We start from the raw sequence: 21451 nt of genomic DNA, 5'->3' as shown, positions 1-21451 counted from the left end.
TTGGAGGCTGTTGATACAAGATTTGAAAACGTATTGATTAACTTTTAAGATTTATGACTTTAGAAATCCTGCCCTCTAAATCCACAAGATGGTATCTATCTAAAGTTTCATGAGTTTTAGGAATCGCCAGTTTGATACTTTGCTGAAGTGATTTCAATTCCACTCTCACAAGAGAAGAAACATCCGTTTCATTGGCTCCTGCAACCTTTGTAGTCAAGACATCCAATAATGCCCCAACATAACTTTTCTGTAAGTTCCTGCGGTAGCTATCCATTTTAATGTTAGACGATTTCAACTCTTTCCAGATGCTGTTATGTACCCCTTTTAAATGTTCCACTACCGTATAAGTCCCTTTTCCGAAACGCAGGTTATTGGCCATAATCTGATGTAACACGCCAACATCCAATAAGGTATTCAGGGTCTTAATCTGCATATCTTCTACAAAATTGGCCCCTGTCGGGTTTTGTTTAGCGTCAAATGAAGGTTCCATATCTACATTCTGGATGCTGGCATTCAACAACCAAAAAGGTGTAGTAAACAGCTCTTTATCAAAAAACTGAATCGCTTCTACCTGTAGTTTTCTTGGTGTAGCCGAATATACCGCTGCCTTTTCATCTTCAGCACTATAAGTACGGTAGATACTACCCACATTGCTCAATACATGGTTTAGGTAACGGTAATACTGATCTAGTAAGGCCCCATGGGTTCTCCCCGTATTGCCATATAAACCACCTTTTTCATAAGTCCAGGTTTTTAAGTTCGGTAAGATGCGTTTCAGGTTTTTAATCCCATAAGTACTCGCTTTCATCGCGTTATCACCCAAATCTTCCGTCTGAACGCGGGGGTCGCCACGTCTGGTTTCACCATCGCCAAACCATAACCTCGGGTTTTTACCTACACGGTCTACAATCCATCGTTTCACAATCTTCTGATCTTCTTCAGCAGTAGCTGCATGCGTACTTTTATAGCCCCATTCTATCGCCCATTGGTCATAATCACCAATTCTTGGGAACAAGTATTTTTGAGGAATATGATCTTCCGGCTGAGCCACATAATTGAAACGGGCATAATCCATAATACTCGCGGTATGTCCATTCTTTTTCAGGTAACTGAGACTTCTTAAGCTATCCACAGGTGTTTTACTGCTGGAACCAAAGTTATGACGTAAGCCTAAAGTATGGCCTACCTCATGACTGGAAACAAAACGGATCAGCTCCCCCATCAGTTTATCATCAAACTTGCCTTTTCTGGCTTCCGGATCAGTTGCACCAGCCTGAACCAGGTACCACCTGTTTAACAGGTCCATGACATTGTGATACCAGCCAATGTGTGTTTGTATGATCTCGCCACTTCTCGAATCGGCAATATGCGGACCGTAAGCATTGGAAACTTCCGAAGGAAAGTAGTTGATCATGGAATATCTGGCGTCATCCATGTGCATCGTTGTATCTTGCTCCGGCCATGCCTTGCCCTGGATTGCATTTTTAAAACCTGCCTTTTCAAAAGCGATCTGCCAGTCATTAACCCCATTGATCAGCGCTGGAACCCATTGTTTTGGCGTAGCGGGATCTATATAAATGATGATCGGTTTCTTAGGCTCTACCAATTCTCCTTTTTTCCATTTCTCTATATCCTCATCTTTAGGTTCTAATCTCCAGCGACTAATAAACTTCTTCACTTCTGCACGTTGCTGTCCGTCACTAAAAGCGTTATAATCATAACCAAAATACCCGACCCTCTTGTCAAAAAACCTTCTTTGCATCGGTACTTTAGGCAATAACACAAAAGAAGTATTGGTTTCCAGACTCACTGGTGGTGTTCCCGGACTTCCAAGGACCGCTTTAGCAGTCATGGTCTTACTAATGGCAATCTCCACATTGATCGGATAAGTACGGATAGATTCAATAGCCGCATTCTTAAAATAACCTGAGTTCAGTTTACTTTCCAGACCAACACCCGGATCCAGACTGTTTACAAAGTTCGCTTCCATTAGAAACTTGGAAACATCGATAATACAGCTACTCGAATCCTTAGCATAGGCAACGATTGGAAAAGAAGCCACCAATGGATTTAAATTGGAGCGTTCTACGGCCTTACTGATGGCACTATTCGGGCTGGCTTCAGAGATTAAAATACTGTAACGGATACGCAAAGTAGAATCAGCACCCTTTTCAAATTGTATCGTTTTTTCATCAAGCTGCTCCCCCGCATACATCCCATAACCACCTGGTGCTTTAGATAAGCGGTTGATCACCATAATGTCTCTTTTTAACAAACTATCCGAAATCTCGAAATAGGTCGTATCTCTATAGCGGTGGACCGTAAACAGGCCTTTCTGCGTCTTAAAGTTCTTGCTAATGATCGCCTCATAAGGTTTTATCTTTTTAAGGGGATTGATTTTCGGCTTCGCATCTACCTTTTTGGCGGTATCAGCTACTGCATTCTTCCCTTTTTTTGAACTTCTGTTCTTTTTTTCCTGCGCATTGATCGTAAGCGTACTGCCCGCCAAAGCAAGGAACAACAGGTATTTGCTATATTTTTTTATTTTCATTTTTTTATATAAACTTGGGTTAATCATAAGATAATTCTGGGGTGACCTTTACACTGGTGATGCCTGGTAGGTTACCCACTAACTGTTTAAATGAACTGGCTCTTAAGGCCGATGCGCTATCCCAAAGAATAATTACCGGTATAGAGAAAGACTCCCCCTTCTCGAGGTTATAATCTACTCTGGAGCCTTGCTGCTGGCGGTTGCTTCTCAGGTCGAGCATAATGCCCTTTTTTTCCATTTTTGCCCATTGTGATAAATAGATCGATGCAAAAGGTTTGAACATATTGATCAGCGTAAAAGCTGACTCATCCGCCTCAGCATCAGCAAGTGGAATACAGATATACTGATTGTTACCTGTGCCATTGTCCAGGTTTACAAGATCCGTTTCAAAACTCATTCCGCAAGAGGTATAAGCTCTTCTGGAAACCACTTCATCTTCCTGATTTAATCCGGAGCTATTAAAACGTGGCATTTTCTTTCGTTCAGGATTAGGAATTGCGTCCCCGCCTTCGCAGGACAAGAGGGAAGTGCTGAGCGCAATCAGGGCATACCCCTTCCATCCCTTGTTTTTAAATAAAGGTTTCATATTTCGATATGTGTTTAATTTAGTTAGTAACCAGGATTCTGTTTTAATTTAGGGTTATTACGAATCTCCATGGAGGGAATCGGAAACAATAACATTTCGGCAGTAAGCCCTTGTTTTTCGGGAAGAGCCCCTAGTACTGATAAAGCTTTTCCTGTCCTTTTCAGGTCGAAAAAACGATGTCCCCACTCCCCACAAAACTCCGATCTGCGCTCTTGTGCTACAGCGGCCAGCAAACCTTCCTGACCTACAGCTGTAGTTTTGCCCAATCCTGCTCTATTTCTGATCAGGTCTAAGTCCTCGGCAGCTAAACCGAGTTTATTTTGCATCACCCGGGCTTCTGCCCTGATGAGGTATAATTCGGCGAACCTCATTAACACATAATTAAGTCGCTCCTTGTTGTCCATTGCATATTTATTAACGAAATAGATGCTCTTCCCAAAATAGGGCTCCAAATTCGGACTTGGGTTAAAATCTACCCAAATGGCCTTTCTTTGATCGCCACTTTCAAAAGCATTCGCAGTCTGTTCATTTAAAATTAACCGGGGCGTCAATGCAGGAACAAATCCAGGGTAAGCCTCCGGATCAAAAATCGCGTCTATATAACCTTCCGGTAAGCTGTTTATCGGGATCAATGGCGATAAGTAAAGTCTTTCATTAATATTCCCTGCATTACTTTTGGGATCGATTTTCAATTGCAAAATGGTCTCTTTACTTTTCATATCAAAAGCAAGCTGCAAGCGCTCCAACTGACGCGAATTACTGTTAATCACCTCTTCAGAGGTTGCTTCTGCAGATGACCAATCCTTTTGGTAAAGAAATGCCCTTGCCAGTAAAGCTTGTGCGGCAATTTTAGTTACTTTGGTATTACCCGTTAAATGGGAAACCGCAGGATCAGAAAGTAAGGTTACCGCCTCCTTTAAGTCTAAAACAATCTGTTGATATACTTCCCTCTGCCCGGACCTTGTTATGTTTATGGTTTTCCTATAATCAGTAGTCAGGGCTAACGGAAGATCACCAAAGAAACCCGTTAGATAAAAATAACAATAGGCCCTGAAAAATTTGGCAGAAGCTTTCAATTCAACACGTTTTGCCTGAGTCAGTGTGCGAGACGTTGAAGCCGCCTCCCCATCTAAAATAGCATTGGCTGTATAAATTATCTTATAGCCCGCTGTCCACAAGTCTTCCAAAATGATTTTATTGTCAGGCAGCATACGGCTCCTGAATAGCTCAGTTTGATCCGGAAAGTTAACCATATCGGCAGGAGCAAATTCATCTGCGGCTAATCCGGCATAGATGGTAGTGGCGCCATTCAACAGCAATAAACCCTCTCCAATTGAGGTCATTTGGCTATACATTCCCGCCAGGGTTTGATCAGCTTGCGCATCAGATGTAAAAATCTGAACGCTCGTTACTGAATCTAAAGGTTCATCTATTTCCAAAAGTTTCTTGCAACTTGTGGCTAAAATTGCAATACAAAATACTGCGCAGGTCAAATATCTATCACTAAATTTCATCTTCATTTTTCGCTATCAATTAAAAACTACAATTTAAACCCATGGTCATTATTCTTGATGGTGGCATCAGTCCAAACGATAAGATTTCAGGATCCAATCCTTTAAAATTCGTGATCACAAAAATATTACTGGCAGCAACATTCACCGCTAAAGATCCAATACCTAAGGACTTCAATCTAGCAGCTGGTAGACGCCAGGATAGCCTAACATTTTTAAGGCGAATAAAATCAGCCTTCTGATACAGCGCATCGGAAGCCGCAAGGTATCCTCCGGAACTTTTAGTTAGATTTGTGAACTTACTATAGAGGGCCTGGTCACCTGGTTTACGCCAGCTATTTTCATACAAATACAAGCTGACATTACCATTTCCATTACCTGTTGGGTTAAAGGCTTTATCCTGTTTCACGTAATAAAAATCAGCATACAATTCAAAATTTTTGAACTGAAAAGTATGGCTCATCCCTCCTGAATAATCTGGAGCTGTATTTATGGCTACTCCACGGTCATCCTGTCCCGTACCCGCAGGAACATCAAACGATTGGAAAATTTTACCATCCCCATTCAGATCCTGATAGGTATATTCTCCGGTTTGTGGATCCAATCCGGTGAAATGAAACAAGTATACCGTTTCGAGCGATTTTCCAATTCTATAAGTAGCATAATACGGTGAATCTTCCAATCGGGGATATCCGATTAATTTGTTAGTATTCTTGCCCCAGTTAAAACTCATCTGCCAGCTAAAGTTTTTACCCCTAAAAACAGAAGCGCCAAGCATCAACTCAACCCCGCTATTTTCTACCTCCGCAGGTGAATTTAAGACCACGGAACCAAAACCACTGTAAACAGGTGTTGGGAATGCCAATAGCTGGTTGTTGGTAAAATTGCGGTAATGAACAAGATCAAACGTAATGGCATCTTTAAAAAACGCGAGGTTCAGGCCTATTTCCCGCTTATCATTTCGTTGCCAACGAAAAGCATCGTTCGGCTGAATCATTGGAATAGCGGAATTTACCCCTTCATAAGGCAATAATGGATCTGAGGTTGTACTACTTCCCCATTGACTTAAATATTGATAGTCACCTATCCTATCGGAACCAAGGATACCATAACTTCCTCTAAACTTTACCATACTAATGGCTTTAGGAAGCTGCTTCCTTATCCAGGGCTCATCGGAAGCTATCCAGGCTAAACCTATTGAGCCAAAATTCCCCCAACGATTTGCAGGGCCAAAACGACTACTACCATCTCGTCTTCCATTTAAATTAATGATATACTTATTGTCCCAGGCGTAATTTAAACTCCCAAATACCCCGGCATACTTATACTGACTTTCGGATTCTGAATTGATAAACTTAGTCGCGAAATTCATGCTTTTCAATTGCTCATCAGAAGCAAATCCAGAAGCATTCATTCGTCTGGAATTTACACCCGCGTATTCCCAGGTGAGGCCAATTAAAGAAGTTAATTTACCCTTTCCTATAAAAACACTATAATCCACTGTACTACCTATATTCATGTTTTTAGTGACACCTGTTCCCGTATTAATGGCTGATTGCGATCCCGGGTTGGTCACTAAATTAAAAGAGGAAAGGGGGATTGCCGTTTCGCTAAAGGAGGTATTAGAATTATACCCCATACTCAGGTTCAACTTAAGATTCTTTAGCAGGGAATAATCGAGCGTCAAACTGGCCATCATTCCATTTAACTGAGCTTCACTTTTATGTTTAGTCTCCGGAAATCCTGACATTGAAGTTTGCCATCCGGTAAAATTTAACATTCCTTTTTCGTCAAGAATTTCAGGACCATTAGGTGGTAACATTGCGATAGAACTGCCGGATAAATAGCGAACATTATTATCCGCATAAGTGTAGTTGGTCGTAAGAGAAAAGCTTAAGCGCTGATTAGCACTCCTATACCCTAAATTAGAGTTGAAAGTAAGTCTTTGATTTTTTCCACTTACGGCAGAAATGTCTTTGGTGTTGTTAAACCCCGTAGATACTCTGAAGGATATTTGATCCGTACCACCGCTTAATCCTGCATTAAAATCAGTCCAATTCCCTGTTCCACCCCACAAATAGTCCTGCCAATCTGTATACCTATGCTGGTCATATTTGAAGAGTTCCGGCGCATTAATCAGGTTTGGTTTGATGCCGTCATTTTTAAAACTTTCAGCTCTCATCTCCAGATATTGTTCCGTATTTAGCATTTCCCAACGACCAACAACGGCTTTTATCCCATGATTCAGGTTTGCTATTAAGGTTGGCTTCCCGGACTTACCCTTTTTAGTGCTGATTAAAATCACGCCATTTCCACCACGACTACCATAAATCGCAGTAGCATCGGCATCTTTTAAAACTTCAATAGATTCTATATCTGCTGGATTCAAGGTGTATAAAGGGCTAATAGATCCACCAACACCAGTTTCATTCAGGCCTCTGGAAACATAAGACCCGGGTCCCTTACCTGTACCCTTACCCATTCCCAGGGTCGTTAATGGAACACCATCTATGATATATAACGGTTCTGAACTAATATTACCATTGATGGAACTCCTTCCCCTTAATTCTACTTTTGGGTTGGTCATTTCATGGCCGTCTTGTGCGGTAATCATTAAACCCGGAACTGCGCCCTGAAGGGCAAATATCGGATTCGTTAACAACTGTTTTTCAATCTGTTTCGAGTCTACCCGAGCAATATTCCCGGTAGTTAACCGCTGTGTAGTTTTACCATAGGCCTGTACCACTACCGCATCCAGCGCATTGGTCGTTTCTTCCAGTTTAACGTAGATCGAAGGCACTTTTCCTATGCCAACATACTTTGTCACATAACCCATAAAACTGAATACCAGGGTATCCGTTGGCAGTGCTTTAATGGAATACCGACCATGAACATCTGAATAAACGGATCGTTTTGTTCGTTTAACCATAATGGTTGCGCCTGGCAAACCTTGATCATTATCTTTTGCAGAAACCATACCCGTGATCTCTACCTCATTCAGTTGCTGACTGATTTTCGCCAGCACCTCTTCCACAAAGGATTTTTCCTTGATTAAAATGGTTTGCTCTTCCAGCTCATAGGTTAATCCTGTCCCTGCTAAACACTGTTTAAGGGCATCGGTAACACTGCCATCCTTCACATTTAAGCTAACATTAACAGGTTTCCGCGTTACATTCGCGTCATACAAAACATCGTAACGACTTTGTGAACGAATCAGTTTTAAAGCTTTTTCTAAGCTGATATTGGTTTGGTTGATATTGATTTTCTGGCCAAAGCTACTGGCACTTACCTGTAGCATCGCCGCAAATGCAATTATAAAAATGAGTTGAATACGCATCATGATTTTTCGCCTTAAGGCTGGACTGAGCTGGTTAGACTTCATATCCGGGCATATACTCAACTTCTGCCTACAGGATTTCATCCTATAGGAGAAATTACTACTAAATTTCATACATTTGAATAGTTTGGGTTATCGGTTTAATTGTTTGTTCGCATGAATATTAATCAGGGATAATCCAATACTTTTCAGGAGTGTTAGCGCACTCCTGAATTATTAAAATTCCCTGCAGTTAAGTAGAATTACTTCATCACAGTAACCCTCCTTCCATCGATTCTAATCTTCAGGCCTGTTATCGGTTCAATAATTTTGATTAAGCCGGAAATATTCTTTGAACGGGATACCCAGCCTCCCAGCTTGATCGCCTTTGGATCAACATCCTGAAAAACCACATCCACATCATACCAGCGTTCCACTTTTTTCATCACACTGGCCAGATTTTCATCTTTAAAGATAAAGTCGCCATTTTTCCAGGCCATGACGCTTTCCAGATCTGCCTCCGCTTTTTTCAACCGGTCATGCTGTAAATCAAGTATGGCTTGTTCCCCGGGTTTCAGTAAGACATTTTGTTTTTTACTACTCGTTTTCACCTGGCCTTCCAGCAAAGTGGTGACCTGATTTTCTTCGTCCGGATACGCATCCACATTGAAATGAGTGCCCAATACCTCTACCACCTGGTTGGAAGTATGGACCAGAAATGGCCGGTTTGCAAGATGTGCCACTTCAAAGTAAGCCTCCCCGCTTAGGGTCACTTCTCTTTTCTTAGCCTTAAAATCATTGGAATACTTTAGCTTAGAAGCTGCATTTAGCCAGACTTCCGTGCCATCGGGAAGACGTACCTGATACTGACCACCCCTTGGCGTCTCAATCGTATTGATCAGGCTTGCATTTTTATTGCCGGAATCTTTAATGGTATAAATCAACTGTCCGTCTTTGGTCTTGGTAATCTGTACGCCCCCTTCAAAGTTCTGGCTTCCGTTTTTCAGGGTATCCAGTAGAATCACTTCACCTGTACCCAATACCAAACGCGCTTTATTAGAACCCGGAACAATCAAACTTGCCGCCAGTTCCTGATCATTTTGATAAGTATTGCGCTGCTGGAAATAAACACCAATGCCCAGACACATTAAAAGTGATGCTGCAATGGAAATGCTGGTCCATAATCTGCTACGACCTGGTGTTTTCAATTCCATTGCCGGAGCAGAAGAATTCAATACCGCAGTCAATATGCTATTTTCCTTTTCAGTAGAAAATGGACTTTTGATGGGCTCAAAGTCTTCGTAATGCTGGTCTATGATTGTTTTCAATTGCTGATCATAATCCCCGGAATCAATGAGGCGCAACAACTCCTCAATTTCAGCTGGACCGCCTTGCTTACTGAAATACTGCTTAAATAAATAGGAAAATCTTTCTTCTTGCATAATTATATCAGATGGGGCCAACAGAAATCTGCCTCATCTACACTAAAGAGTAATAACTCAGGGAAAAGGGGGTAATGGATTTAAATATTTTTTTTAGCGGATAATTAGGGTACTCGTTAACACCAGAATGATACTAAGATCAATCCTACCATTTACGTCTTTACGAATAAACTGAACCGCTAATTGGATATGTTTTTTGACTGTTTCAGGGGATAATTGAAGCGCTGAAGCAATTTCGTCATGCTTTAAGCGGTCGTACCGGCTCATTTTATAAACCTTTTGCTGCTGCTCAGGTAATTTATCAACGGCCATTTCTATCAATCTCCGGTAGCCATCTGCGGGATTATCGAGTTCCTCCAGCGCCAATTCAGTCAGCGCGTCTTTTTCAAATGCAGCATGAACAACGCTTTTAGCTGCCATTTTTTTAAGCACTAAAAAAGCCTCATTTCTACATAGAATATATAAGTAACCACTAAAGTTGTTGATGTCTGTCAGCGTTTCCCGCCTTACCCAGATCTTGATAAAGGAATCCTGAATAATTTCCTCCGTGAGCTCCATAGAATTTGTGAGCTTAAAAACAAACTCAGCAAGGGGTTTGGCATACCAATGAAATAATTCAGCAAAGGAACGCTCGTCGCCTTCCGCTATTTTTTTAAGAATATAAATTTCATTTTCCAGTGGTCTGACTGCCATTATTTAATTTTCCTTTTTGTGGTGGTTCGGGAAATCAATATTAGAAATAATTTGGCAATATATTATCATAACCGATGCTTGCTCCATAAAATTACCCCTATGATAATTATGGAGCAAACCCGGGTATTATTTTTATTCAGTTGTTAATGATTTAACTATTCTAGCGGCATTTTCATTTCCCGGATTCAATTCCAGGGCCTTTTTGTAATTCTCCTTTGCCAGTTGTTTATCGCCATTGGCCAGATAAGCTTCGCCCAGACTATCATAAGCATTCCCGCTTTCCGGATACAGCAAAGTGTTTATCCTGAAAATCGCGATGGCTTTTTTGAAATCTTTGGCATTTAAGAACTGATATCCCTGACCATTGATATAACTTTCAGAAATCATATAATGGCTTGGATCCTCCGCTTTTACTTTTTTAAACGCAGCTAAACCTTCGGCCAATTGTCCGTCATTTATAAATTCATACAAGGTTTTTTCTTGCTTTGTCAATTTTGGATTTTCAAATCGAACCGGATCATTAAACATGGAATACACCAGATAGGTTTTCTGGTCTGCTGGATTGACCAAAAATTTCAGCTTCCGCTCCCAGCCTTTCATCACATACGTATCCGGAGCAACTTTAAATAGCTCTGTAGGCGCATCCATATCTTTTTGAAGGAAAAGGCTTCCCTTTTCTTCATACACTTTGCTCAGTCCATGTTTATCTGTCTGGTAACGGCCAACAACCTGATTAAAATCACTGGCATTCAAGGCTAGCTTTTTATAAACCGGAAAGTCATAATCCGGCCAGTTAAAACTAGTACTAACCGCGCGCAACACCTCATTAATCAGGTCTGGTTTATTTCCATTAGTTAAGATCACTACCCCATCGCCATGATTTGTATTTCCTACGATCATACTGGAGAAACCTTCATTCCAGCCACCGTGGTTAAAATATTGCGTCTCATTTCTTTTTTCGAGGAAAATCCCCAGGCCTTCAAAAGGCTCTACAAAGGGGCTCACAAACTGTTTAGCCATGCTTTGAGATAGCACCTTATGGCTTTTCCCATTTAAAGTCGACTGTATATCAATGATGAATTTTGCAAGATCAGTTGCGGTCGTCCAGAGTCCGGCAGGTGCCATTTCCGGATAAGTATGTCTTTTACCAGGAACTTCTGTACCATTGGGTAAATAACCTGTCGCTGCTAGTTTTAATTGTCCGCCAGTTAAAGGCTGATCATAAGTACTGTTGGTCATGCCTAGTGGTGTCAGCACCAATTCTTTCATGATCTGCGGATAAGGTTTTCCTTCGATATCTATCAACATCTGCTGCATGATGCAATAACCACCACCTGCATAACGTAAAGAACCACCAGGGATTTTATCCACCCTGATCTGCGGAGAGTTTGCCGGCTTTGCACCATTGAGCACCTGAATCAGCGTAGGAACGGAATCACCAACAGCATAACCTGCAAAACCACCTACAGTAACTCCGCCGCTATGGCTCAACAAGTGTTTCAGATTTACCTTTTTTGCAGCTGTAAACTCATTATCCGGAAGCTTCCAGCTTTTCAGGTAAGTATTCACATCCGCATCCGCGTTGATTTTCCCTTGCTCCACTATTTTTAGTGCCGCATAAGCGCTGACCGGTTTACTAATCGAAGCTGCCTGAAAAAGCGTTTGAGCAGTAACCGGTTGTTTACTTGTTTTATCTGTAATTCCGTAACTTTTAACATAAGCAATCTTTGAATCCCTGATCACCGCGATAGTCAAGCCCGGAACATCGTAATGTTTCATTCTCGATTCCATGGTCCAGGCAGAATCCCCCTCAAAACGAATGACGGGGATCAATCCTGACTCTACCTTTTTGATCAGCGCTTGAGTTGAAGGGGCTGTTTGCGCAAACAGCTGCTGAGTACTTAAAGAAGCAATCAGGAATACAAGGGTTAACCATGGAAATTTCATCATGTGCTTTTTCTTAAAAGACGTCAAATAGTTTCAATAGTTACAAGTTCTAATTAATTGATTAGCAATCGTCTGTTTGGAATATCAATAGTAAGCACCTCACCTAACCAGTCCATACTCATGATCCCATCATAAATCAATCCTTCCAGAAAGTAAGCCTTAGTATCTTTCATCATCACATCCGTACCTGGAATTGATACTTTACTAAGCGTTGTCGTATAATACTTACTGCGCTTTTCAGGATTAAACTCGCTCTTATTATATTTGACCTCTGCCTTAGTGGTATCTATGCCCAGCGGCTTCATCAATTTAGAATTGAACCGATATACCTTAGCACCGGCACCACTATCAAAAGAAACCTGTAAGGTTAACTTGTCATTTACCTTTACCTCAGCGAAAACATCTAAAGCTTTTTCCCGGTCATCAGCAAGCTGCAAGGGTACCGACTGGCCGGTTTTAGCCAGAGCCTTTAAAGATTTGGCCGATTCAATCACAAGAGATTTCGTTTTATAGTTAATCGTGATGGGCGTATTTCTAAATGGCAATAAGGAAATCAATCCGTCGAAAGGGAAATCCAAATCTATGATGGAAACCAGCTGATCGGTATAATTAAGGCCACCGATGTTGATCGAATTTGCCTTCCACAACTCTGCTGTTATCGCCTCGCCCGTAGCTCTATGTGCGGTATAAGTACCATCCAATTTATTCAATCCAGCTACTTTATCTGCAAATTTCTTCGTCATCAGGTTGAGTCCGGCAGCGGTATCGAATATAAAATTACCCTCCACACCATTAATGGTGGCTTTAATCATCAGATGTCCACCATCAGACACTTTCATAGGCAGGGTTACAGGGCTATTGATTTTAACCTGACTAAAGGCAACCTGCATCTGAACAAAACTCATCACGAAGCTGAAGAATAGCACTGTTAAAAGAAAGTCCGGACGAATTATTCTGGTATTATTTTTCATGAAAATCTATTTATTATTGTTTAGGGTTAATTAAAAGTCTGCATATTACACAAAAACCTGCTAATCCAGGCAAAATCTTGCATTCCATCTCCAATAAAAGATGGAACAGTTTACATTAAAATGGCCTTCAGATCCCTGATCTTTAGTTTACCTTTGTGTAATCATGAAAAATGAGATTACATCACATCCTAAAAAAAATAGTTTCCTGTTCTTTCTTTACTTAGTAGGTCTTAGTATTATAGGTTTTTTAGCCACAGACATGTATTTACCCGCATTCGATAAAATGCGCGTAGACCTTGGCGCCTCCAAAAGCAGCATCAGTGCTACCTTAAGTTTATTTTTAGCCGGTTATGGCATTGCCCAATTGCTATGGGGGCCGATCTCCGATAAATTTGGCAAACCAAAAACCGTGTTGATGGGCTTAAGCATCTTCACTTTAGCCTCATTAGGTATTTATTTCACACACGATGTCAGCCTCTTATTACTGTTGAGATTGATACAGGCGATAGGCGTCTGTGCAGCTGCCGTAAGCTGGCAAGCCCTGGTAATCGAAAGATATCCCAAAGAGGAAACCAATAAGATATTTGCCTCGATTATGCCTTTGGTGGCATTGTCACCAGCATTAGCACCCCTAATGGGCGCATTCTTACTCAACTATTTTGGCTGGAGATCAATATTTGTAGCACTCGCTTTAATTGCAGTTCTGCTCATCATTTACACCTTGACCATTAAAGAAGAGAAAACAGTACAAACCGCTAAAGCGGAGGAATCCACAGCCGACAAATCTTATTTATCACTCTTAAAATCCAAAAGATATTTAGGGAATGTATTGCTTTATGCCCTTTGCTCCGCCGCATTTTTCGCCTGGCTCACCGGCTCGCCATTCTTCTTAAAAGAGATGGGCTACAATGAAAGTCAGATTGGATTAAGTTTCTTCCCCCAAACCATTGCGTTTTTAATCGGTGGTTATGGTTATAGAAGCCTGGTCAGTAGAATAGAAGGGAAAAAGTTACTCCCATACTTAATGATTCTCTATTCGGCAGCCTGTTTAGCCCTTTATTTAATTACCATCACCATCACGCCTAACTTAACCATATTAATGATCCCATTTTGTTTAATGGCTTTAGCCAATGGTGCAACATACCCGATTGTTGTGTCAGAAGCTATGAAATCAGCCTCGCATAATGTAGGAAAAGCTGCGGCTATGCAGAACACCATTCAGTTGGGGATCTGTTTTATAGCGAGTGGAGTCGTTTCCTTGTTTTCAAAAGATGCCTTATTAACCACCACTATTGTGATGACTTGTACCATCCCATTCGTTTACATAGGCTATAAACTGACGCTAAATAAAGCACTGAACTAATCATCCTTCGCTTTCCGGCTATAATGATAATCAATCACGCGACCAGCTACTTGTAGCTGGTTGTTTTTTACCCTGTTTTTTTGGCCCGAAGGAACCTCCAGCAGAACCGCTGAAGACAAGGCTGGAATCGTAAATTGAATCGCTTTGCTGACATTTCTGGCGATAAACTGCTGCGTCACCAGGTTATAAATATCCACTTTAGCAAGCGGTTTAAAGCGGAGGGTTTTAGCTACCGGATAAGGATTGTAAAACAACCAGGAAGGAAAGCCTGGAGCTGCATAAAAATCAGTCACATTGAGGTCCAGCTGTAAGATCCCTTCCACAATGGTTTTCCTGACCATACTCCCAAAAATCCCCACATGCCCACTCCCATAAACACTGAACTGGGAGACTTCAGGATTTTTACCAGGCACCCATTTTGGCCCGTCCCCTTGCGCAACAGGCGCTTTTAAATCCAGATACCGATCCTCAAATGTGGATGCTTTAGCCAAACCTTCATAAGCGATCACCCCTTTAGTCACCTCCGCCAGATCAGGCAAAGTCTGATGAGCCGCCGGCATATATCGGGGATAAAAGAACCTCGACGCATTTACCGCATTCAACATCCATTTCCCGATGGCTGTAGCGTAAGCAGGCTGATATTTCACCAGGGGGACCAGCGGCCAGGCCGCATCAAAGGTGTTCATTAGAAAACTGTAGCCCCCATGGTCTACCGTACTTCCCACCGTACCGGAAATGTCTATACCATTCCAGTTTCCGGCCAGAAAGCCCCAGCCTTCCCTACAAACCGCAGTACCGGAAAAAGTCCAGTCCAGCATTTTTGGAACATCAAAATTTGTCCCTTCCTCCGCATTCATTCTTGCGGCCAGGTAGGCTCCAAAAGGCATCAGTAATTCATAAGTGGGGTTGATTTCCGCTGCATTTAAAGCCTTCATCGCGCGGATGGCACCTTGTAAATAACGCGGATCTCCGAACTTTTTATAAGCTGCATACAATACATAGGCATGTCCGGCAGCAGCATCAGGTTGCAGACAGATGGTATTCGTTTTAGGCAACATCGCCCCATAATCAAAATAAGAATAGTGGTAATTACCGTTCAGGATAGAATCGGCTTTAAAGAACTTTTCGGCAATCTTTTTGGCAAGGCGATCAAAATCAGGTTCTGATGGATACTTTTCATAAATGGCATAAAAGAGTACATTGGGATACACATCATACCACCAATCTCTGCCATATCCACCGCCCAGCAGCGCCACTTCCGGAGCCGTATTGTTCATCATAATGTCCCAGCCCGTATCCCTGTTGAAGTAGTTTTTCAGCATCGAAACATAGTTTACACCCTGCTGATTGCTTTTATCAATACCAACCAGGGAAGCGCCTAAAACAGCGCCCATATTGGCAAGTGCCTCATGAAACATTCCCTTATTGTTGCTTGGGCCCTGTCGCACATCCCCAATAGCAGTATACATTCCCATAACCGGTTGAGGGAAATTTTTAGCCGTACTGTCCATCCAAACCAATGGCCAGTACTCCCCTTTGGCTTTAAAATCATAGACCGTACTGTCGAAACGAAGCGCCATCTGTTTCCAGTCAATGATCATTAAGGGCTGAGGAAGGTTTGCCATTTCATTGACGCGCGCAATGCGAACTTGTTTAACCTGAGCCCTGGCAGCGATGACAACAAACTGGCTGGTTAGGAAGGCAAAAAGAAAGGTTAACTTTAGGATGGATTTCATAAGCGCGTTTATAAAGGACAATCATCTCCCATAAGATACATAAATCCAACTCCTTAAACCGGTTAGGCGTAAAAAAACAAATGATCAGAACTGGTGTTTACTAGAAATCTAACCTTAAAAAAAAGACATGAAAACAAGCTACCCTATTGGAGTTTCCCTGATTGCGCTGACTTTCTTCAGTTGCAACTCTGCAAAAATGAGCAGCAGTACACAAAACAAGGATACTACAGCTACGACTGTGGTGGATACCAACATCACACCCAAACCAATTGGCGGGGATAAAGACGAACATGGCTGTTTAATCGCCGCAGGTTACACCTGGTCGGCCTTAAAGAAAGAATGTATTCGCTCTTTTGAATTAAAAACCAAAATGAAAGACCTGAACAACAGCACCCTTGCCGGATACGTCATGTTCTCTCCGGATAACAAACAGGTGGAATTATTTGCTGCTGAATTTAATCCGACAGTTATCCTGAATGCAAAAGGCACTGATGTATATGCCTCAACCGATAAAAAATACATGATGGCTAAAGATGCGCAGAAACGATGGTTCGTCACCAAATCTGAAGATGGAAAAACCAGCACCATCTTACAACAAGAGTAATTAATCCATACTTCGGCCTGGTTTTTGTCGAGGATTCCAATTCATGATCCTGAAATTATCGACATTAAACCAGGCCCTAATTTAATTGAACTTGAATAAAAAATTAATCCTCCTCTCCGGACTTTCCATTGCGCTACTTGCCTTAGCTTTTTACTGGTTTTCCAGCAGCAAGCAAATCAATAATGAACTTAACGTAACTGTTGACCCTTCCTTATCCGCAGAGAAGGTGAAAATTCAATTAGGTATGCATTCCGGCAATGTCGATTCTACAGACGAGCGTCTGATCAAAGAAGGTTTAAACAAGGTGGTGTTTAATGGGATATCCAGCAGTCATTTTGATACGATTTGCGGAGAGAATGATTTCTTTGTGACCTACGATAACCAATACTATACGGTCCTCAGACATTTTATACCCAATGATTTCTATGATGGCGTCCCTAAACCACATCAATATAACTTCGACTTCAAAAAAGTAAAAGACGGCATTCACCTGACCTTAAAGATCCTGGGGCCAGACGGAGAAGAAAGTGAAATTGACCTCGCAAAGGTTGCAGAGGCAAATCAAAACTCCGGAGGCCGTAGAAAACAATAACCAGATCCCCCTTGAAAAACCATTATACCATAGCCCTAAAATACGCCCTCAGCTGCTGTTTCTTAATAACAGCGCTGCATGCCCATGCTCAAAAACCAAAAGACGATAAAATTGTAGGGTACCATATGTCCCGAAAAACCGGAAAGATGGAGTTTTTCAATAGTAAAGCAGAAGTCGTTGCCGCATATCCCTTTACAAACATTACACTCGATGAGCATGAAGTAGGCTTTCTGGCAGTCGGCACCTCCACAAAAAGAGGATTGATGAGTGATAGAGGTGTCATGGTAGTAGATACCATTTATGATTTTCTGGCGGTAGTGGATAAAGAACTTGCGCTGGTTAGCCAAGGTCAAAAATACGGATTGATAGATTTCAAAGGGAAGATTGTGGCGCCCATAATTTATGACGACATCGATCATTTTAAAGCAAATGGACGGTTTACCGTGCAAAAGGAAGGTAAAACAGGTGTGATCAATAGAAAAGGTGAATTTATTGAGCCGCTAAAATAAAGAGATGAAAATCAAACACCTTTTTATTGCGGCCTTCGGCCTCTCCTTCCTGATGTTTATTTTGGGATTCCTGTTATATAGTGCAGACCATTACACTGCCATAGATATTGTAGAAGGTGGCTATTCACCTTTCGCCTCCGAACACCTGCTTACACTGCTTACTTTTTTCGTACTGGCGCTCTTTGGTTTGATCAGACTCTGGAAAAAGGGACGCGCACAACCCCCTTTAATGTATGTTCTGTCCCTGGTTTTTGTCTTCATCGGGATCCCGATCAGCTTTGTGGTCTGGCTCCAAATCACTTCTAATACGGAGCATTATGATGCCTGGCTATTGGGGTTTTTACCCATTGTTTACATCGTCACTGCCGTAGCGCTATTTGCAAAATCAGTTTCAGAAGAGGCCGTTCTTGCATCAGATAAGGATTACCACAATAAATTCCTCAACTACCTCAACCAAAAGATGGCGAATACAGCACATCAGCCCTACTATGTCATCATTTTACTGGTTCCGGTTTTTGTGATCGTCGTCGCCATATTAACCTTATTCGGACAAGATGCAAATTCGATCAGTAAAGTGTTCACAGAAACCACCACCTGGAATTTCTCTACCAAAACACATCCCCCATTTTTAGACCATACCGGTCATTACTTGTGTACAGTGGCTGTTTGCGGTGATCCGAAAGTGGTAAAACCGCTTCGCCTGGGAAGAAGACATGGACGGGAGATTGTGGTAAACAGGCAGTTGCTCATTGCGAATGCTTTTGAAGAGTTAATCGCAGAAAGCTGGCCCGCAGCACACCGGATCATCAGAGGCTTTTACGATAAATATGGTTACCCATTGTCAAAAAAGATTACCAGTCCGCAGGGATCAAATCTGGTTTACCGCTTGATGAAACCACTGGAGTACTTTTTCCTCCTATGCCTGTATCTGGGTAGCGAAAAGCCCGAAGAAAAGATTGCTAAACAATATAGCTCCTAAAGCAAACCGGTTCCAATTATTTCTTCTTATAATCCCCTGGTAGTTTCACCAGCATCATTTGATACAAATCAATTGATGCGACCTGATAACTATAACTAATTTCTGTTTGTTGAGGCACCTTAAACTGAATCACATCTGTATTAACCAAGGCCCATTTAAACCTGGTATTTAAGGTATCACTTTCTTTATTTGGCCCTTCAAAAGTACTTTTATAGTGTTTTACCAGCTGTAGTCTCCCAGAATGATCTCCCTCAAATTTCAGGTCAATAAACCGTTTAATGACGCCAGCGCTAAGGTTTTTGCTATTGGAATGATAATAATTATCCGTCAACGCCTCATAATCATTAAAAAACTTCCGGCATTTATCCGTTTTACACCATTCGGCAAAACCTGATCTCAACATGTAAATGGTATCCGCATTTTTGGTGTAACTTAATTTCCAATCCTTATTGACCAGCAAAGCAGCAAGATCAAACTGCTGGTTGGTTCTCTTTAGAAAAATAGTGTCGATCTGGTATTTTGCCCCCTTTGCTTGTCCGCCACCACGTGGGTTGTGTAAAATGATCGCATCACTAACAAAACCTGCTTTAACAATCGGCTCATCCACATGAAGTGGAGGTGCTTCCATGATCATCATTTCTGAAAGCAGAAACTTATTGTACCTCAGTTCTTTTAAATAAAAGCTCCCGTTTTTATCTGTTACCGTTTCTCCAACGCGGCAATCCGCAACAGGATTTTTATCATAATCGACAATCACACCAGAAATTGCTGGTCTGGCTAGCCGGGAAATACAGGAAGAAAGTAAAGCAATGGAACAGAGTGGTAATAAGAAACGTAATTTAATCATGGATGGATAACATGGTTTGTTGAAACATTTACGGGCTGATTTTGTTCCCCTTGTGTTTAAATCAGGGATTAAAACCTGAAAGTAGCCATTTAAATTAACATACAAATATGCTTATTAACGAACTTTTTGACCTGAAAGGGAAAGTGGCCATTGTAACCGGTGGTGGTAATGGAATTGGGAAGGCCTGTTGTGAAACCCTTGCCGGAGCGGGAGCAGCAATTGCGATAGCCGATTTAAAACTGAAAGATGCAGAAGCAGTGGCGGCAGAAATCGTCAGTAAAGGCGGTAAAGCCATCGCAGTGGAATGTAATGTACTTAACGATGAGGATCTGATCAACCTGGTGGAAAGAACCAACCGGGAATTAGGTGGCGTTCACATTCTGGTTAATAATGCCGGAGGTGGCGGTGGTGGTCGTGAAAACCCATTTAACATTACCGTAGACGACTTTGCGAAGGTTTTCAAACTTAACGTTTTCAGTGCATGGAGATTAGCACAACTGTGTGTACCCCTAATGAAAAAAGATGGTTATGGAAGTATCATTAATATCACCTCCATGAGTAGTGTCAATAAAAGTCCGAATATGAGTGCTTATGCATCTTCTAAAGCCGCTTTAAACCACATGACGAGCAATCTGGCTATGGATTTCGGACCGGAAGTCCGCATCAATGCCGTTGGCCCGGGCGCTACAAAAACGGCAGCTTTAGCTTCTGTACTAACGCCGGAAATAGAGGAAAAGATGCTGGCACATACGCCAATAAAACGATTGGGTGAGCCCTCAGACATTTCAGGGGCGGTATTATATTTCGCAGCACCGGTTTCGGAATGGGTAAGCGGACAAATACTGTTTGTGAACGGTGGTGGAGTTCAAACCCTGGATTAAAGCAAAACAGGTGTCCTTTACCACTTATAATAAGCTATAAAGGACACCTGACCTGTTATTTTAACAATTTTTCAAGTACTTTATCCAGCTTCTCTTTATCCTTTGCGTAACGCTCTAAATTAAACAGCTTTACTTCTTTAAATTCTATCGGGTGACTTTCGCTCTGTAGCGAGATATAGCCACCAGTTAAGGCTTTGCCATCCTGCTTCATTTTCGGATCATAGTTAGAGACATTGCCTCCACCGATTTGAGGTTTAGAATATTCCAGCACGACTTCTTTATCAATGATGTGTTTGATCACAGAATCACCAAGCACTAAAAACTCTGCCGTAACCCATTGGTCGCCTGCATAGGTTTTGGACTTAGAATCTAAACAATGTGGGGTAAACAATTTACCATCATACACCACCTGCGTACCTGGCGTACATAGATTACTGGTTGGACGAACATGTTCACCATCGCCTCCAAGGATCTGTGCTTCTATAGAAATCGGGAAATCCTGGTTCTTCAACATCGTTTCCGGTGCCTGTCCATGCAACATGGCGCCACTATTTCGGGTAGCCCATCCCTCTCCACCTTTGGCCTGATCGCCAACAAAGCGATAAGTCACCTTTAAGAGGTAATAAGAGAAAGGTTTCTTGTAAAAGATATGGCCATACTGTTGGTCAAAATTCTCATATCCGTCGTAGTTCACCTTAATCAGGCCACCTTCTACGCGAAAAGTATTGGCATAATTGTCGTTATACTCATGTTTTGCAATTTTAATGTTCCAGTCTTTCAGATCTTTTCCGTTAAAAAGATCAATCCAGCCTTTTTGGGCGGAAACCTGGTTGACAAACAGGAAGGTCAGGGATACAAAAAGTGATAAGCTGATTTTTAGTTTCATAATTTAATTAATGGTTCGACTTTAAAAATAGGGATTT

At 41.7% G+C, this 21451-nt stretch carries 17 protein-coding genes; 6 read left to right on the top strand and 11 right to left on the bottom strand.

Annotated features, from left to right (window positions below):
- Nucleotides 1–37: 37 nt before the first annotated feature.
- The 8 genes from R2Q66_RS18740 to R2Q66_RS18705 all read right to left on the bottom strand — a co-directional run bounded on the left by R2Q66_RS18740 (nt 38) and on the right by R2Q66_RS18705 (nt 13017).
- Nucleotides 38–2551, bottom strand: coding sequence for a zinc-dependent metalloprotease (locus R2Q66_RS18740; protein WP_316751884.1), 2514 nt, complete (start codon nt 2549–2551; stop codon nt 38–40).
- Between the two features lie 19 nt (nt 2552–2570).
- On the bottom strand, nt 2571–3137 hold the full coding sequence (locus R2Q66_RS18735; protein ID WP_316751882.1) for a hypothetical protein: 567 nt from the start codon (nt 3135–3137) through the stop codon (nt 2571–2573).
- A 23-nt stretch (nt 3138–3160) separates the two neighbouring features.
- A complete protein-coding gene (locus R2Q66_RS18730; protein WP_316751879.1) occupies nt 3161–4576 on the bottom strand; it encodes a RagB/SusD family nutrient uptake outer membrane protein in 1416 nt (471 codons plus the stop codon).
- A 94-nt stretch (nt 4577–4670) separates the two neighbouring features.
- Entirely contained in the window at nt 4671–8030 is a 3360-nt protein-coding gene (locus R2Q66_RS18725) for a SusC/RagA family TonB-linked outer membrane protein (protein WP_316751876.1), read from the bottom strand.
- 197 nt (nt 8031–8227) lie between these two features.
- Entirely contained in the window at nt 8228–9406 is a 1179-nt protein-coding gene (locus tag R2Q66_RS18720) for a FecR family protein (protein ID WP_316751874.1), read from the bottom strand.
- A gap of 93 nt (nt 9407–9499) precedes the next feature.
- A complete protein-coding gene (locus R2Q66_RS18715; RefSeq protein ID WP_316751873.1) occupies nt 9500–10099 on the bottom strand; it encodes an RNA polymerase sigma-70 factor in 600 nt (199 codons plus the stop codon).
- A 132-nt stretch (nt 10100–10231) separates the two neighbouring features.
- The gene (locus R2Q66_RS18710; RefSeq protein WP_316751871.1) at nt 10232–12049 is read right to left on the bottom strand and encodes a serine hydrolase; all 1818 of its coding nucleotides are present in this window, start codon (nt 12047–12049) and stop codon (nt 10232–10234) included.
- A gap of 50 nt (nt 12050–12099) precedes the next feature.
- Nucleotides 12100–13017 carry a retropepsin-like aspartic protease gene (locus R2Q66_RS18705; protein ID WP_316751869.1) on the bottom strand — a complete coding sequence of 306 codons (918 nt, stop codon included), beginning with the start codon at nt 13015–13017 and terminating at the stop codon, nt 12100–12102.
- A 163-nt stretch (nt 13018–13180) separates the two neighbouring features.
- Between R2Q66_RS18705 and punC the strand changes: the two genes are divergently transcribed.
- Nucleotides 13181–14380, top strand: a complete 1200-nt coding sequence (punC, locus tag R2Q66_RS18700) for a purine nucleoside transporter PunC (RefSeq protein ID WP_316751867.1) — start codon at nt 13181–13183, stop codon at nt 14378–14380.
- Here punC and R2Q66_RS18695 read toward each other — a convergent pair.
- On the bottom strand, nt 14377–16116 hold the full coding sequence (locus R2Q66_RS18695) for a hypothetical protein (RefSeq protein WP_316751864.1): 1740 nt from the start codon (nt 16114–16116) through the stop codon (nt 14377–14379). The genes punC and R2Q66_RS18695 overlap by 4 nt on opposite strands.
- Nucleotides 16117–16243: 127 nt before the next feature.
- Here R2Q66_RS18695 and R2Q66_RS18690 point away from each other — a divergent pair, with 127 nt between their 5' ends.
- From R2Q66_RS18690 to R2Q66_RS18675, 4 genes are all read left to right on the top strand, one after another.
- Nucleotides 16244–16720: a hypothetical protein gene (locus tag R2Q66_RS18690; protein ID WP_316751863.1), complete on the top strand. Its 477-nt coding sequence runs from the start codon at nt 16244–16246 to the stop codon at nt 16718–16720.
- A 91-nt stretch (nt 16721–16811) separates the two neighbouring features.
- Nucleotides 16812–17312, top strand: coding sequence for a hypothetical protein (locus R2Q66_RS18685; protein WP_316751861.1), 501 nt, complete (start codon nt 16812–16814; stop codon nt 17310–17312).
- An 11-nt stretch (nt 17313–17323) separates the two neighbouring features.
- The gene (locus R2Q66_RS18680) at nt 17324–17821 is read left to right on the top strand and encodes a WG repeat-containing protein (RefSeq protein ID WP_316751859.1); all 498 of its coding nucleotides are present in this window, start codon (nt 17324–17326) and stop codon (nt 17819–17821) included.
- 4 nt (nt 17822–17825) lie between these two features.
- Nucleotides 17826–18800, top strand: a complete 975-nt coding sequence (locus R2Q66_RS18675) for a DUF6688 family protein (protein WP_316751857.1) — start codon at nt 17826–17828, stop codon at nt 18798–18800.
- Nucleotides 18801–18816: 16 nt separating this feature from the next.
- Here the strand turns inward: R2Q66_RS18675 and R2Q66_RS18670 are convergent, their stop codons facing one another.
- A complete protein-coding gene (locus R2Q66_RS18670; RefSeq protein ID WP_316751855.1) occupies nt 18817–19647 on the bottom strand; it encodes a hypothetical protein in 831 nt (276 codons plus the stop codon).
- Between the two features lie 107 nt (nt 19648–19754).
- Here R2Q66_RS18670 and R2Q66_RS18665 point away from each other — a divergent pair, with 107 nt between their 5' ends.
- Nucleotides 19755–20528, top strand: a complete 774-nt coding sequence (locus R2Q66_RS18665) for a glucose 1-dehydrogenase (protein WP_316751853.1) — start codon at nt 19755–19757, stop codon at nt 20526–20528.
- A 55-nt stretch (nt 20529–20583) separates the two neighbouring features.
- Here the strand turns inward: R2Q66_RS18665 and R2Q66_RS18660 are convergent, their stop codons facing one another.
- Nucleotides 20584–21414, bottom strand: a complete 831-nt coding sequence (locus R2Q66_RS18660; protein WP_316751850.1) for a DUF1080 domain-containing protein — start codon at nt 21412–21414, stop codon at nt 20584–20586.
- Nucleotides 21415–21451 lie beyond the last annotated feature (37 nt).

Source organism: Pedobacter gandavensis (genome assembly GCF_032677645.1).
GTDB lineage: Bacteria > Bacteroidota > Bacteroidia > Sphingobacteriales > Sphingobacteriaceae > Pedobacter > Pedobacter gandavensis_A.
This window is presented reverse-complemented; position numbering and strand designations above follow the sequence as displayed.

What these genes read in the sequence shown, in the direction of transcription:
- punC (WP_316751867.1), top strand. Translation starts at nt 13,181, where the DNA reads ATGAAAAATGAGATTACATCACATCCTAAAAAAAATAGTTTCCTGTTC.
- R2Q66_RS18660 (WP_316751850.1), bottom strand. Translation starts at nt 21,414, where the DNA reads ATGAAACTAAAAATCAGCTTATCACTTTTTGTATCCCTGACCTTCCTG.
- R2Q66_RS18740 (WP_316751884.1), bottom strand. Translation starts at nt 2,551, where the DNA reads ATGAAAATAAAAAAATATAGCAAATACCTGTTGTTCCTTGCTTTGGCG.
- R2Q66_RS18725 (WP_316751876.1), bottom strand. Translation starts at nt 8,030, where the DNA reads ATGAAGTCTAACCAGCTCAGTCCAGCCTTAAGGCGAAAAATCATGATG.
- R2Q66_RS18720 (WP_316751874.1), bottom strand. Translation starts at nt 9,406, where the DNA reads ATGCAAGAAGAAAGATTTTCCTATTTATTTAAGCAGTATTTCAGTAAG.
- R2Q66_RS18735 (WP_316751882.1), bottom strand. Translation starts at nt 3,137, where the DNA reads ATGAAACCTTTATTTAAAAACAAGGGATGGAAGGGGTATGCCCTGATT.
- R2Q66_RS18695 (WP_316751864.1), bottom strand. Translation starts at nt 16,116, where the DNA reads ATGAAATCCATCCTAAAGTTAACCTTTCTTTTTGCCTTCCTAACCAGC.
- R2Q66_RS18690 (WP_316751863.1), top strand. Translation starts at nt 16,244, where the DNA reads ATGAAAACAAGCTACCCTATTGGAGTTTCCCTGATTGCGCTGACTTTC.
- R2Q66_RS18665 (WP_316751853.1), top strand. Translation starts at nt 19,755, where the DNA reads ATGCTTATTAACGAACTTTTTGACCTGAAAGGGAAAGTGGCCATTGTA.
- R2Q66_RS18710 (WP_316751871.1), bottom strand. Translation starts at nt 12,049, where the DNA reads ATGATGAAATTTCCATGGTTAACCCTTGTATTCCTGATTGCTTCTTTA.
- R2Q66_RS18675 (WP_316751857.1), top strand. Translation starts at nt 17,826, where the DNA reads ATGAAAATCAAACACCTTTTTATTGCGGCCTTCGGCCTCTCCTTCCTG.
- R2Q66_RS18670 (WP_316751855.1), bottom strand. Translation starts at nt 19,647, where the DNA reads ATGATTAAATTACGTTTCTTATTACCACTCTGTTCCATTGCTTTACTT.
- R2Q66_RS18705 (WP_316751869.1), bottom strand. Translation starts at nt 13,017, where the DNA reads ATGAAAAATAATACCAGAATAATTCGTCCGGACTTTCTTTTAACAGTG.
- R2Q66_RS18715 (WP_316751873.1), bottom strand. Translation starts at nt 10,099, where the DNA reads ATGGCAGTCAGACCACTGGAAAATGAAATTTATATTCTTAAAAAAATA.